Below are 14,391 nucleotides of genomic sequence, written 5' to 3'. Positions count from 1 at the left end.
GGGCTAGCCAACCTTCATGAAAACCATTACATTGACGGCATTATGAATTTGGAACTGCTTCGTCAGGTTTGCGTGACTCCGGGCGCTCCGGGGTTTGAAGACAAAATCCGCGATTTCATCATCCAGGAAGTGGCCCCGCTGGTGGACGCCGTGCGCGTGGACAACATGGGCAGCGTGATTGCCATCGTGGAAGGCAAAAACACGGAAAAAACCATGATGGCCGCCGCCCACATGGATGAAATCGGGTTCATGGTCCGTCACATCGACGACAAGGGGTTCATCAAATTCCTGCCACTGGGCGGCTTTGACGCCAAGACGCTGACGGCCCAGCGCGTCATCGTCCACGGTAAAAAAGACCTCATCGGCGTCATGGGCGTGAAACCCATCCACGTCATGTCCCCGGCGGAACGCACCAAGCTGCCAGAAGTGACCGACTTCTTCATTGACCTGGGCATGAGCAAGGAGGAAGTGGAAAAATACGTTTCCGTAGGCGACTCCGTTACCCGTGAACGGGATTTGGTGGAAATGGGGGATTGCGTGAACGTCAAATCTCTGGACAACCGCGCCGGATGCTACGTGCTGATTGAAGCCCTCCGCGCCATCAAGGCTTCCAGGAAGAAACCCTCCTGCAACTTCGTGGCCGCCTTTACCGTTCAGGAGGAAGTGGGCCTGAGGGGCGCGCAGGCCGGCACGCTGGACATCCAACCGGATTTCTCCATTGCCCTGGACGTCACCATCGCCTGTGACATTCCCGGAACTCCGGCGCACGACCAGGTTTCCCACCTGGGCGCAGGCGCCGCCATCAAGCTGTATGACGGTTCCGTCATTGCAGACCGCCGCATGGTCAAGTTCATGAAGGCCATGGCAGACGCCAACAAAATTAAATGGCAGACGGAAATGCTGCCGGCGGGAGGCACGGATGCCGGAGCCATGCAGAAATTCGTTCCGGGCGGTTCCATTGCCGGGGCCATTTCCGTTCCCACCCGCAATGTGCACCAGGTTATTGAAATGGCTCACAAAGACGACCTGGACGCTTCCGTAGCGCTTCTGACCGCCTGCGCCATGAACGTGGACAAATGGGACTGGTCCTGGAACTCCGTCAACGAATGCCCGGCGGAAAAACCCGCCAAGGCCGCAAAAACGGCAGCCAAGCCCGCCAAAGCCGCTGCCAAGAAGAAAAAGGCCAAATAACAGGTCTGGCCATTCATTCATCACTACCCGGCAGGCCGCACCGGAAACGGAGGCGGCCTGCCTGTTTTCAGCCTCCTTCAAATGTTCCGGCAAACTCCGGACACCGTCCTCTCCCATTCGGCCAGGCATACCGCAGGTTCCTGCGTCACCCCCCCGGAGGCTTTTTCAGATGGCCCTTCCATAAAAAAATCCTCCGGCATCTCGCAATGCCGGAGGAGAGACAATCCTGAAAAAGAAAGTTACTTGGCGGCGGGGGCGGACGCTTCCTTCTGGGCGGGAGCGGGGGCCGGAACTGCTTCTACCTCCACATCTTCCTCCACTTCCACATCTTCTTCCGGACCGGCAGCGCCAGTCTGCTTCATGGCGTCCTTCAGGGCCTGGCTTCCGTAAAAGTCGGCCTGCTGCAAACGCTGCATGTCAGTCATCATGCCCATGAAAATGGGCAGAAGCTCGGCCTGGCGTGCCTGCATGGCGGCATCCATTTCAGCCTGAACCTTCTGGGCGCTCTTGGAAAGGGCTTCCCCCTTTTCATTGATTTTTGCCATCTTTTCCGCAGCCGCGTCTGCAGTGGCCTTGTCCTTCACCGTGCTGAGCGTGGCGGACATTTCCTTCATCAACGCCAGCATCTGATCAGCGGCTTCCTTCGCTTCCTTGGAAACTTCAGCGGCCGGCGCAACGGGCGCGGCAGGAGTTTCAGCGGCGGGTGCCGGAGCCGGGGCATCCTGGGCGGAAGCCATACCTGCAAATGCCAGGGCACATGCCGAACTAATTGTTACAATGCTCTTCATAACGTTTCCGTTGTACAGGCTCGCCATGCACGCGTCAATGAATCATTGTGTAACGGCTCCCCGTGATGCCGCAGAAAGAGGAATTTGCGTTTTTTCCTCCCTTGAAGGATTTTTTCAGTTGCATCTTTTTAGAATTATTATAAATTTATTTCCGATGACTAAGACCATAGAAAACCTGAAAGCTGCCATTACGGGCGAAAGCACCGCCTCCGCCACTTACGCGGCCTATGCCGCCAAAGCCGCCCAGGAAGGGCAGCCCCTTATTCAGAAATTGTTTGAAGCCGCCTCCAAGGCGGAATCCGTCCACGCCGCCAACCACAACAAGGTTCTGGAAAAGCTGGGAGCAACAATGGAGCCCATCGATATCCAGATCCATGTAGGAACCACCGCCGAAAACCTGAAAGCCGCCATTGCCGGGGAAACCCATGAATTTGAAAGCATGTATCCGGAATTCATCGCTGTGGCGGAAGAAGAAGGGCAGAAAGCCGCCGTCCGTTCCTTCACGTGGGCCACGGAAGCGGAAAAAGAACATGCCGATTTTTATTCCGTCGCCCTGAAGGCCCTGGAAAGCGGAGATACCAGTTCCCTGCCCAGGCAATACTGGATATGCCTGGTTTGCGGAGACACGTTCAAATCTCTGGAAGGCGTGGATGCGTGCCCCCTCTGCGGCACCAAGGCTGAAAAATTCCTCGTCATCGGATAAATTCCGTTTGAGCACCGGAGGCCGTCCTCGGCACCCAGGAACCGCCCGGAACATTCCGGGCGGTTTTCTGTTTTTGCCGCAGCAGTCCATGGAAGAAAACCCTTCCCTTTTTACGGAGGCGGCCCACATCGGAAAAAGCTTCTCCAACATTCTGCTTGCGATTCATTTTAAAACTCTTATAATTTTTCTTCGCTTTAAGCAGGAAGCATTCTTTATCCCTCCTTTGCGATGATCCCTCCCCATGCATCCGCCGGTTCCGCAGAACGGTATCCGTCCGCATACGGCCTGTCGGCCGCTGTCTGCCAGGCTCTGCGCGCCGCGTTCATTCCCCGCCGCATGCGCTGCCTGTGGGCAGCCGGGCTTGCGGCGGCGCTGGCGGCCAATCCCTATGTGCTCAACGATGGCCAAAGCCTGCTGATGAGCAGCATGGGCATCGCCTGCTCCGCATCCCTGCTCTGCGGCACCATTCTTCTCTGCCTGAAATACCGCTTCACCGCCTATGTCCTTCTTCCCGCCATCATTCTGTTCAATGCGGGCCTGTACATGATGCAGATGCGGTACGGATTGGTCCTGAACCTTTCCGTGCTTTCCAGCATGGCGGAGACCAATTTCCAGGAAGCCTGCGCCTTCTGCACCCCCGCTTCCATTGCAGGAACCCTGCTTCTGGCCGGGTTTATCTACCTGGCCATCTACTGGAGCCGCCGTTCCCTGCGCCAAAAAGCCACGTGGGGCGCACTGGCATGCATTTGGGGCCTGTACGCGGCCCTTCTGCTGCTGAGCATTCCGGCAGCCTCCTACAGCTCGGAACCCCTTTATCTTTACTACACGTCTGACAAGGCAAAAGGCTGGCCTCTCGTGGATATTGCAATGACGTGCAAACTGGCGGACGAATACATCACCCAGGATGCGGGGCGTTTCAACACATTGCGGAACCTTCCGTCCTGCGCGGAGCCCCTTTCCCAGTGCGAAGCCCCAGACGACCTGGCCGTGGTTTTCCACATGGGGGAGAGTGTCCGGGGGGACCATCTTCCCCTGAACGGTTACCATCGGAACACAATGCCCCGGCTTTCCAGAGAGCCCAACGTCGTTTCCTTCCCCCATGCCACTTCCTTCGGCATCGTGACCAGAATTTCCGCCATCGGCATGTTTACGGATGCGGAACTGTGCCGCCGCACTCCCGGTCACTCCTCCTTCATTGACCTGTTCAACAAACACGGATTCCGCACCGTCCGTATCATGGACCTGAGCGGAGATTCCATTCATGATTATTCCCTGGGCATCCTGACACGGAACTGCCGTGAACGGAGACAGACGCCGCTCCAGCACCAGACGCCCGGAATGATGCAGGAACGAACTTCCCTGGTCATGGAGGAATCCCTGAAAAACTTCGGCCGCAACAGGCAGCTTTATATCATTTACAATAACGGGAGCCATATGGCGTTCAGCTATCCCGCGCAGGCGGAACGTTTTACCCCGGCATCCTGCAATATGGACGACCCCAAGGCCCGTCTGGAAGAAACCGTCAATGCCTATGACAATTCCATCGTCGACCTGGATGCCTCCATTCACCGCATGATTGCACTGTTGAAGAACAGGCCCGCCATTTATTTTTACTGCTCCGACCACGGCGTAGCGCTGGGAGAGGAAGGAAAAATGTTCCAGGGCCATATCCTGCCGCCTGTTTACCGGCCTGCCATGTTCATCTGGTATTCGGACGCTTTCGCCTCACGCTATCCGGACATGGTGCGCGCCCTGAAAGCCAACCGGCTGAAAGCCGTCTCCCACGACCACATCTTCCATACCCTTCTTTCCCTGGCTTCCATCCGGTCGGAAATCGTCAGGAACGACCTGAATCTGGCTTCTCCGGACGCGCGGGAAACTCCGGCCCCCCTCCAGCCGGAAACGCTGGCGGAATGGCTGCCCATTCCCGCACCGCCGCAGCCGTAACAAGAGGAAGCCTCCACGCGCTCCGCGAGAAACAACAGGATGCGGCGGCTCCTACCGCACCCGGACTTGCAGAGGATGGCCGATGCACTCCCGGACACGGCGAGCCTCCGCTTCCCAGCCGGCAGCGGACCGAATGGGAGAAGCCTTGTCCCAAACCGCCCCCATGTACCATTCAAAGGGTTCTCCGTTCGCGACCTTCCTGAGCAAGTAGGTACAGCCTTCCGCATCCACCGCACGGCCTTCCGGAACCCAGGGCACGATTACGGCGGTTCCCAGGCATCCGTCATCCTTCCGGGGCCTGCTCCATGCGGTCATCAGGCCGCCGGACTCCCGGTCCTCCATAACCGCTTCATAATCATTTCTGCGCTTTCCGGTATCCATTCCCACACCGGCCTTCACCGTTTCAGTCCCCCGGACGTTCAAGACGCTGCGGACTTTGGAGAAACGGTTTCCCGCATCCAGCGTCACCCTTCGCGTCTCCGCCACACGCACGCCGCCGCCAATGTCCCACGGTGCATAAACCACCTCAAAAGCAGTCTGGACCGGGCCATTGTACAATGTCCGGGCGCTGGCCCAGTTTCTAGACACATGCGGTTTTCCATCCCTGAACACGGCAATGCCGCCGCAGCCCCGCCCCGGACCTACATTGTACATATCCAGTCCCCAACCGTGATCCCGGTGGTAATCCCCCCGTTTGTAAAATTCATTGATAACGGGAGCACCCGCGCGCTTGCTCCATACATCCGTCCCACTGGAAACCAGGCCCTCTCCCTCAGGGGCTGGCCTGGCGACGGCCGGACCGTAAATCCGGTGCGCCGTAAGATCATTTTCCCACGCGAAATCATCCAGCCGCTCCGGTACCGGACGGCTGAAACAGACATCCGCGGAAGGCGCTTCGCCCAAGCAGGAATTCTCCAGAATCCAGAAATCACGGATCGTCCCGGGACGGAAATTGCTCTGGAACAAAAGGGTATCCGTCGTTCCGTCACCATCCGTATCCGCCAGCTGATGCGGAATAACACGTCCGTGACGGACGTCAAAAACGCGAAGGCCGGCGGCATCACCGGAACCTCCGGACGGCCATGGAACCGACACGGTTTCAGCAGGGCGGAACCTGCCCAGGGGATTCGTAACGGTCACGGTCTTTTTCCGCGGATGATCCCGGCCAATGACATATTTACGCAACTCACTCCCGGCCATCAGGTAGGCCCCTGCGCCGTACACCTCCGTATCTTTCCCGGAATAATGGCCCGGCTTGTCCGCAATAGGCTGCACCCAGCCCAGCGCGCCCTCCTTGCTGACCGCATCACAGGCGGCCTTCCAGGCTTTACGGATGGAGGGAAGGTATTCATCCGCATCCAGATATCCCTGGTTCACTCCCCACAGCATCCCGTACATGATAAAGAGGGTGCCGCTCATCTCTTTCAAGGGAGGTTCGTCCGGATCCAGCAGGCTCGCATGCCAGGAACCGTCGGGCGACTGGCATTTTTTCAGGGCTGCCGCCAGACGTTTAAGCAAGTCTTCATAAAAGGGGCGGGAAGGCCAGTCCGCAGGCATGTCCTGCAAAATAAGAGGCAATCCGGCAATCACCCAGCCGTTGCCCCGGCTCCAGAACATCTTTTTCCCATTTGCCGCCGGAACGGTAAAATAGCGGGAATCCCGGAAAAACAGGCCCTCCTCCCGGTCAAAAAGATAGTCGCAGGTAAGCTTGTATTCCCTATCCATAAACTCCAGATAACGGCGGTCTCCGGTATAGGCCGCCAGTTTTACGAACACGGGAGGAGACATAAACAGGGCGTCCGACCAGCTCCAGCGGTCCTGGCAGCCCGGAGTCAGGAATTGGAGGGAAGCGGAGGAAGGCCGGTTCATCACCTTGTCCAGCACGGCGCGAATCTTTTCAGCTGCGGCGGGATTGCCGTCTTCCATCGCCATCTCCATCCAGGCATGCCCCACGGCATGGTCGTCCGCATGATAATGCCGGTTCAGGGTCTTCCATTCCTGCTCTTCTCCCGCTTTTCTCAGCAACGGCAGCCCCGGCCCTTCCGGAACGGACAGGCCATATTGCACCAGGCCGGAATAAAAGGCACCGTAAGTCCAATGCAGCGGCGAACGTTTTTTGGGATGCTTCGCCTGCCATTCCGCCACCAGCTGAAGATTGTCCCGGATGGTCTTTTCATTCCAGTCTGCGGAAGCCCCGGAAACGGAAGTTCCTGCGGAAAGCATGGAAAGGACCGGCAACAGAAAGTATTTCTTCCATCCATTTTTTGAAAAGGCAAAGAAACGCATGTCATATCATACGGGAAAAGAAGGCTGGAATTTTCTTGTAACAAGAATTTTTCTTTTTCCGCGCTCCTCCAGACCGGGAAAGGAACGCAAGGGCATATATGGTGCCATGACGGAAAAGAAAGCTGTGTTATCAATCATTTTTCTACCGTCATATACCATATATAGCATATGAATAATTATTTAACACATTATTTATACATTTTTCTTGCGGGAGGTCTCTTTCTGTGATTCATTGCGTTCCAGCGCAGGTAACGGAAGACGGTGAAAATCCGTCGCGGACGCGCCGCTGTAACCGGTAGACGATGGACCGGACACTGGCTGCCCAGGCAGCCGGGAAGTCCCCATCACATGTCGCACCGGAAGCCAGAAGACGACCTGATGCTGCCGTATTCCCATCCCGCGGACAGGATGAACATACGCACAGGTCTTCGGCATGCCCTCCCTTTCCGGGAATGCACACATGCGGTCGGCCCCTGCCTATGGTCTTTCCAGGCTTTTGCCCAGGCTCGCGGATGAGCGGTCACCACCCTTTCCAAGCGAGAAACCCACCATGGCAACAAGCATCATCAAACGTTCCGGGAAAAAGGAACAATACCAGGGCTATAAGATTGAAGAGGCCATTAGAAAAGCCTTCCACAGTTCCGGGACCGCCTACAACCGTTCCATCTATGAAGAGGTGGAAGCCAAGCTGAGCCATCAGGACAGCGCGCATGTGGAAGAGATTCAGGACATGATTGAACGCGCCCTGTTCCGCTCCGGATATTTTGACACGGCCAAGGCCTTCATCACCTACCGTTTCCTGCACAAGATGCAGCGCGAACAGCTTGGCGGCCTTTATTCCGGCAATACCTACGTGGACTGCAAGCAGACGGTAGAGGAATATATCGGCCAGAGCGACTGGCGCATTGCCGCCAACTCCAATACCACGTATTCCAATGCGGGGCTCATCAACAACACGGCGGGCAAGGTAATCGCCAACTATTGGCTGGACCAGGTTTACTCCGCACGGGAAGGAGCCGCGCACCGGGAAGGGGATTACCACATCCATGACCTGGATTGCCTGACCGGATACTGCGCCGGATGGAGCCTACGCAACCTGCTCAATGAAGGATTCAACGGCGTGCGCAGCCGCGTGAACAGCAGGCCGCCCCGCCACTTCCGGGAAGCCCTGGGCCAAATGGCGAACTTTCTGGGCATTCTGCAAAGCGAATGGGCCGGCGCCCAGGCCTTCAGCTCCTTTGACACCTTCTTGGCTCCCTACGTTTTCAAAGACCAGACGGACTTCCCCCGCATCAAGAAAGACATCCGCAGTTTCGTCTACAACCTGAACGTACCCTCACGCTGGGGACAGTCTCCCTTTACCAATGTCACAATCGACTGGACTGTGCCGCGCGACCTGCGGGATCAGGCCCCCTTCAGCGGAGGGGAACACCTCTTTGAAGGAATAGAAGACGCGAACCTGCTCGCCCTGGCTAGGGAACGCGGAGCCAACAAGCTGACGGAGCTGACCTACAAGCATTTCCAGAAGGAAATGAACCTGATCAACAAGGCCTTTTACGAAGTTCTTACGGAAGGGGACAGCACCGGACAGCCCTTTACCTTCCCCATCCCCACCGTCAACATCACGGAAGATTTTGACTGGGAAGGGGAAAACGTGCCTCTCCTGTTTGAAAACGCCGCCAAAATCGGTTCCTCTTACTTCCAGAACTTCATCGGCAGCCAGTACACCGTCAATGAACACGGGGAACGCGTGCCTGACGAACGGGCCTACAAGCCGGATGCCGTGCGTTCCATGTGCTGCCGTCTCCAGCTGGACCTGCGGGAACTGCTCAAACGCGGCGGCGGCCTTTTCGGCTCCGCGGAAATGACCGGCTCCATCGGCGTAGTGACCATCAACCTGGCCCGGCTGGGCTACCTGTTCAAGCAAAACCGGGAGGCCCTGTTCGCCAGGCTGGGAGAACTGCTGGATCTGGCCAAATCCTGCCTGGAAAAGAAAAGGGCCTTCGTTCAGGAAATGTACGACCGCGGCCTGTACCCCTACACCAAACGCTACCTGCCCACCTTCCGCAACCATTTCTCCACCATTGGCGTCAACGGGATGAACGAGCTGCTGCGCAATTTCTCCAACGACACAATGGACATCACCTCTGAAGAAGGCAGGGCCTTTGCTGAAGAGATTTTGGAATTCATCCGCTTGCGAATGCAGGAATACCAGGAGGAAACCGGCAATCTGTACAACCTGGAAGCCACGCCCGCGGAAGGCACCACGCACCGTTTCGCCCGCGAAGACCAGAAACGCTATCCTGACATCATCCAGGCCGGCCCTGTGGGGCAGCGTTATTACACGAACAGCTCCCAGCTTCCCGTGGACCACACGAGCGACCTGTTCCGGGCGCTCCAGCTTCAGGACGAACTTCAATGCTGCTACACGGGAGGAACCGTCTTCCACATGTACATGAACGAAGCCATCAGCTCCCCGGAAGCGTGCCGGGACATTGTCCGCAAAGTGCTGACCCGCTTCCGCATGCCGTACCTCACCGTCACCCCGCTCTTCTCCGTCTGCGAAAAGCACGGCTATCTGCGCGGGGAACATGAATACTGCCCCTTCTGCGATGAGGAGCTGCTCCACATCCACAGGCATGAATGAAAATCGTTTTTCCTATAGACGCCCGACTTCAAAACCCAACCATTAATACGACAATGACCAAACAGGAAATATTAAGCAAGTACGCACAGGACCGGACCCGCTGCACCGTTTACACGCGCGTCATGGGCTATCACCGCCCTGTGGAAACTTTCAACGCCGGTAAACAGGGCGAGTTCCATGACCGCGTCCACTTCGTGGAACCGGGCCGCCCCTGTTCCTGCTCCGTCCAAACGGAACAGCCGCGATAATTCTCCCAACAACATATGCGAAGTCGATGGGAACGGGTCGGGGCATAGCAGACATCACGCCGCTCACCTTGCTGGATTTTCCAAATAAGGTGGCCTGCATCTTCTGGCTGAGAGGCTGTAATTTGTTTTGTCAGTACTGTTACAACGTCTCCCTGGTCAGGGGCACGGATTCTCCCGCCGGAGACCGGACGGACTATCTTGATTTTCTCAGAGATCGGGTGGGATTTCTGGACGGGGTGGTCCTGTCCGGCGGCGAGTGCACGCTGTGTCCCGACCTTATCCCTATCTGCCGCAATATACGGCAGCTTGGTTTCGCAGTCAAAATAGACACCAACGGCACCCGGCCCGGCGTAGTGAAAACGCTGGTGGAGGAAGGGCTTTGCGACTACATTGCACTAGATTACAAAGCGCCGGAAAAATTGTTCGGCTCCATTACCGGGCGTCCGGACTTATTTCCCTTCTTTACTCAAACACTGGATTATCTGATCAACAAAAATTTCCCGTTTGAGGTTCGGACGACAATCCACTCCGACCTTCTCGGCGAAAAGGAAATCAACCAGATCAGCGGGGATTTGACGTCGCGCGGCTATAGAGGGACCTACTACCTTCAAAATTTTTTTAATACAGAGGAAACACTCGGCCAAATCAGCGCTCCCGAACGGATGATTGACTTATCCCTGCTGAACACACACATCCCCATAGGGTTGCGCAATTTTCCCATCACAGAGAAAGCTCCAGGCTCCAACTCCGGAAAACAGCAGCCGTCCCCTCTGACATAATTTTTTTAAATAAAAGTTTCTATTTGTAAAATCGGGAAGTACCCTTCCGCCCGCCAACCATATTACCAGTTATTATTCATGAGTGAAACCCAAAACAAGCTGCTCAAGGCAGCTATCAGCCTGGCCGCCGCAGGAGTCGTCTTCTTCCTGCCTTTCGCTTCATGGGGAATCCAATTAAGCCCTATTGAAATCCGCGTCATCGCCATGTTCGTCATGGCGGCGCTCTTCTGGATTTTGGAACCCATCCCTATCTGGACCACCTCCGTGATGGTCATTACCCTGTCCCTGCTGTGCGTCTCCAACGGCTCTCTCTCATTCTTGATGCCGGAGCGCTATGACAAGGCGGCGGTATCCTCCATTCTGGATGACGCCATAGGCAAAGGGATCAATCCGGAGATAGTCGGCAAATTGAAGGAAAATGTCGAAAACCGGTTAAATAAGAAAACCAAGCTGGACGCGGAAGAAGTGAGGATGACCCTGGGGTTCCAGCTCATGGACGCTTATGAAAAAATAGATCTGAACGCACAGGAACTGTCCCGTGAAGGAAAAACGGAAGAAGCCGCCGGGCAGGAATCCATAGCCGCCCAGCTCAAGACCGCGGCCGGGCGCCTGTACAGCAAGGAAATAACCTCGCGCATCCAGGGGCTGCAATTTGTCAACACCATGCAGCAAAAATCCACGATGGCCACCTTCGCGGATCCCATCATCATGCTTTTCCTGGGCGGCTTTTTCCTGGCTGCGGCCGCAACCAAATACAGGCTGGACATGAACCTGGCCAAAGTACTTTTAAAACCCTTCGGCACCAATCCCAAATTCGTACTTCTGGGGCTGATGTCCGTAACGGCCCTTTTCTCCATGTTTATGAGCAATACGGCTACGGCCGCCATGATGCTCGCCATCCTGACGCCGGTGCTGGCCCTGTTCACTCCGGAAGACAAAGGCCGCGCCGCCTTTGCCCTGGCCATCCCCATCGCCGCCAACCTCGGCGGTATCGGAACGCCTATCGGCACGCCCCCCAACGCAATCGCGCTGAAGGCATTGCAGGGTATGGGGCTGGACGTCTCCTTCGGCAAATGGCTCATGTTCGGCATTCCTTTCGTCATCGTCATGATTCTGATTGCATGGCTTCTCCTGCTGTGGCTGTTCCCCATCTCTCAAAAGAAACTGGAACTGCAGGTGGGCGGTAAATTCCTGAGAACCCCCAAGGCCATTATCGTTTACGTCACCTTTGCCGTTACCGTCCTACTGTGGGTAACGGGTAAGGGCGTGCACGGGCTGGACTCCAATACCATCGCCATGATTCCCATCGCCGTCTTTGCCATTACGGAAACCATCACCAGGGAAGACTTGAAGAAAATGGGCTGGGACGTGCTCTGGCTGGTAGCCGGCGGCTTTGCCCTGGGGCTGGCCCTGCAAGACACCGGACTGGCAAAAAACCTGATTGGCTCCATTCCCTTTGCCGAATGGTCCCCCTTCCCGCTCATGGTGGGGACGGGAATCATCTGCCTGTTCATGGCTACCTTCATGAGCCATACGGCTACAGCCTCCCTGCTCATTCCAATTATCGCGGTCGTCGGCGTCAACATGGGTGACAATCTGGCTCCCATGGGGGGCGTTACCGCCCTGCTGGTATCCGTGGCTTTCGCCTCCTCTCTGGGCATGAGCCTTCCCATCAGCACCCCCCCTAACGCCCTGGCTTATGCCACCGGCCTGGTCAGCTCCAGGGGGATGGCCATTTCCGGCGTCATTCTGGGTATCCTGGGCATGATTTTGACCTATGTCATGATGATGATTCTTGCCCAATGCCATGCTTTTTAAGTAAGGTAATGTTCCATGCCGGGACATGTTGCCCCGGCATGGCCAACATCAACGGGAAAAGCGCCATATGATCATTGAACAGGAAGAATTCCAGAAAAAATTAAAACGCATCAATCTGGCGTATTTTTCCGATCCGGACCGCATTATCACCATCAGCAAGGGAAACGCCGTCGTCCGCCAGGGGGAACAGAATAAAAGGCTTTACCTGATTTTATCCGGCAGCGTGGTTTCCTCCCGCCATGTCGTTAAAGAAGACCCGGAAACAGCTTCCACTTCCCACAAAATCTACAAGGCGTTCCGGGCCGGCCCCGGAGACTATTTGGGAGTGCAAAGTTTCTTTTCCGGATGGTTCCGCAGCTCCTCCGATCTCATTGCGGAAACTGATTTGGAACTGGCCTATATCGACACCACCACCCCCGCCGTGGATGTGGAACGCTACGGCACGCTCCTGGAGCAGTTTGTTCCCGCCATTGTCCATGAACTGGCGGCACGCAATACCCGCGTCTTTGACCGCACTGCGGAAAAGGAAGAAGCGCTGCGGATGCTCCACCGTTCTGAAATGGCCGCCACCCTGGGGCAATTATCCGCCGGAATAGCCCATGAGCTCAACAATTCCCTGGGAGTCCTGTCCCGTAAAACAGACTTTGTTTTGGAAACCCTGGACAACATGTTCCGCCAGGAAAACGCCTTCCGGTATACCCTGTACAACAAAGGATTGGAAGGGACTTCCTCCGCATCCACTTCCGAACAGCGCAGGCTGGCGCGCCAGTTTGAAAAAAATTACGGGCTTTCCCAGGACGTGGCCAAGGCCCTGGCCCTGATTCCGGACATACAGAATCAGCCGGAGCTGCTGGACAAACCATTCCTCAGCCAGCTGGAACAAAACCTCCCTTATTGGGAATTGGGTCACGACCTGCATGACATGAAACTGGCTGTCAGGCACGCTACAGCCATTGTCCGTTCCGTTCGCCTGCTGGGGGGAGGCAACACCAGACGGGAAGAAGGAGTAAACGTGGCGGATTCCCTTACGGAAGCTGTTGCTCTGGTCAAGTCCAGTCTGCGCGGCGTTGATTTTGAAATGGTCCTGCCTCCCAGGGACTCCGTGCCCGGCATCTTCGCGGATATGACGGAGCTCGTTCAAATTTGGATCAACCTGCTTCAGAACGCCTGCGACGCGCTGAAAATAGAAAATACCCCCAACCCTGCCATCCACGTAGAATGCCGGGTGGAAAAAATCAGCAGCAAGGACCAGACATCCCATACCACCCGCGAAATTCTGGTCTCCGTCACAGATAACGGCCCCGGCGTTCCAAAGGACCTGCATGAAAAAATTTTCCGTCCCAACTTCACTACCAAAAAGAAGGGGCTTTCCTTCGGCCTGGGGCTGGGGCTCACCATCGTCCGGCGCATTGTGGACAGCTACGGCGGCCGCATCCGCCTGGAGAGCGTGCCGGGCCATACCGTTTTTACGATAATCATACCAACCATCAACAATCATGGAAAAAATTAACATCATTTGCGTGGACGACCAGCCGGAAGTCCTTGACAGCGTTTTGCGCGACCTTCGTCCGCTGAATTCCTGCTTCCGCCTGGAAGGGGTGGAATCCGCATCCGAATGCCGCGAACTGTTGGAAGAATTCGACCAGGACGGAGAACTGACGGGACTGGTTATCTCCGACCACGTCATGCCGGGAGGTTCAGGAGTAGAGTTGCTTGGAGGCATCGCCAAAGACGACCGTTTCGCCGGGACGCGCAAAATCCTGCTGACCGGGCAGGCCACCCATGCGGACACTATCCAGGCCGTCAATGACGCACACATTGACAACTATCTGGAAAAGCCCTGGGATCCCGCCGTTCTCCTTACGACCGCCCGCAAACTGCTGACCAGGTTCATTATGGAAAAGGGCATCGACCATACGCCTTATATGTCCTGCCTGGATCAGGCCACTCTGCTGGATTACCTGCGGAGAAACTGACGCGCCGG

General features: G+C 56.3%; 11 protein-coding genes and 1 riboswitch. Of the genes, 9 read left to right on the top strand and 2 right to left on the bottom strand.

Annotated elements, in window-relative coordinates:
- Positions 1 to 42: 42 nt before the first annotated feature.
- On the top strand, positions 43 to 1,191 hold the full coding sequence (locus WW58_RS00225) for a M42 family metallopeptidase (RefSeq protein ID WP_012419915.1): 1,149 nt from the start codon (positions 43 to 45) through the stop codon (positions 1,189 to 1,191).
- Positions 1,192 to 1,430: 239 nt separating this feature from the next.
- Here the strand turns inward: WW58_RS00225 and WW58_RS00220 are convergent, their stop codons facing one another.
- A complete protein-coding gene (locus WW58_RS00220; RefSeq protein WP_042447801.1) occupies positions 1,431 to 1,979 on the bottom strand; it encodes a hypothetical protein in 549 nt (182 codons plus the stop codon).
- Between the two features lie 154 nt (positions 1,980 to 2,133).
- Here WW58_RS00220 and WW58_RS00215 point away from each other — a divergent pair, with 154 nt between their 5' ends.
- A complete protein-coding gene (locus WW58_RS00215) occupies positions 2,134 to 2,682 on the top strand; it encodes a rubrerythrin family protein (protein WP_012419913.1) in 549 nt (182 codons plus the stop codon).
- A 228-nt stretch (positions 2,683 to 2,910) separates the two neighbouring features.
- Positions 2,911 to 4,629: a phosphoethanolamine transferase gene (locus WW58_RS00205; RefSeq protein ID WP_022197721.1), complete on the top strand. Its 1,719-nt coding sequence runs from the start codon at positions 2,911 to 2,913 to the stop codon at positions 4,627 to 4,629.
- Between the two features lie 51 nt (positions 4,630 to 4,680).
- Here WW58_RS00205 and WW58_RS12615 read toward each other — a convergent pair whose 3' ends face one another.
- On the bottom strand, positions 4,681 to 6,852 hold the full coding sequence (locus WW58_RS12615) for a glycoside hydrolase family 88 protein (protein ID WP_215833657.1): 2,172 nt from the start codon (positions 6,850 to 6,852) through the stop codon (positions 4,681 to 4,683).
- Between the two features lie 258 nt (positions 6,853 to 7,110).
- Positions 7,111 to 7,308: riboswitch (cobalamin riboswitch) on the top strand.
- Positions 7,309 to 7,465: 157 nt separating this feature from the next.
- Here WW58_RS12615 and WW58_RS00195 point away from each other — a divergent pair.
- The 6 genes from WW58_RS00195 to WW58_RS00170 all read left to right on the top strand — a co-directional run bounded on the left by WW58_RS00195 (position 7,466) and on the right by WW58_RS00170 (position 14,383).
- Positions 7,466 to 9,562, top strand: coding sequence for a ribonucleoside triphosphate reductase (locus tag WW58_RS00195; RefSeq protein WP_012419910.1), 2,097 nt, complete (start codon positions 7,466 to 7,468; stop codon positions 9,560 to 9,562).
- A 53-nt stretch (positions 9,563 to 9,615) separates the two neighbouring features.
- Positions 9,616 to 9,810 (top strand): anaerobic ribonucleoside-triphosphate reductase, encoded by a 195-nt coding sequence (gene nrdD, locus WW58_RS00190; RefSeq protein WP_046434355.1) that lies wholly within the window; start codon positions 9,616 to 9,618, stop codon positions 9,808 to 9,810.
- A gap of 26 nt (positions 9,811 to 9,836) precedes the next feature.
- The gene (locus WW58_RS00185; RefSeq protein WP_102758652.1) at positions 9,837 to 10,589 is read left to right on the top strand and encodes an anaerobic ribonucleoside-triphosphate reductase activating protein; all 753 of its coding nucleotides are present in this window, start codon (positions 9,837 to 9,839) and stop codon (positions 10,587 to 10,589) included.
- A gap of 78 nt (positions 10,590 to 10,667) precedes the next feature.
- Positions 10,668 to 12,407, top strand: a complete 1,740-nt coding sequence (locus WW58_RS00180; protein WP_046434353.1) for an SLC13 family permease — start codon at positions 10,668 to 10,670, stop codon at positions 12,405 to 12,407.
- A 67-nt stretch (positions 12,408 to 12,474) separates the two neighbouring features.
- Positions 12,475 to 13,917, top strand: a complete 1,443-nt coding sequence (locus WW58_RS00175) for an ATP-binding protein (protein WP_046434351.1) — start codon at positions 12,475 to 12,477, stop codon at positions 13,915 to 13,917.
- On the top strand, positions 13,904 to 14,383 hold the full coding sequence (locus WW58_RS00170; protein WP_022197728.1) for a response regulator: 480 nt from the start codon (positions 13,904 to 13,906) through the stop codon (positions 14,381 to 14,383). The genes WW58_RS00175 and WW58_RS00170 overlap by 14 nt, the downstream gene beginning before the upstream one ends.
- Positions 14,384 to 14,391: the final 8 nt, after the last annotated feature.

Source organism: Akkermansia sp. UNK.MGS-1 (assembly GCF_000980515.1).
Taxonomy (GTDB): domain Bacteria; phylum Verrucomicrobiota; class Verrucomicrobiia; order Verrucomicrobiales; family Akkermansiaceae; genus Akkermansia; species Akkermansia muciniphila.
The sequence above is the reverse complement of the archived record's forward strand: the minus strand, read 5'-3'. Positions and strand labels throughout refer to the sequence as shown.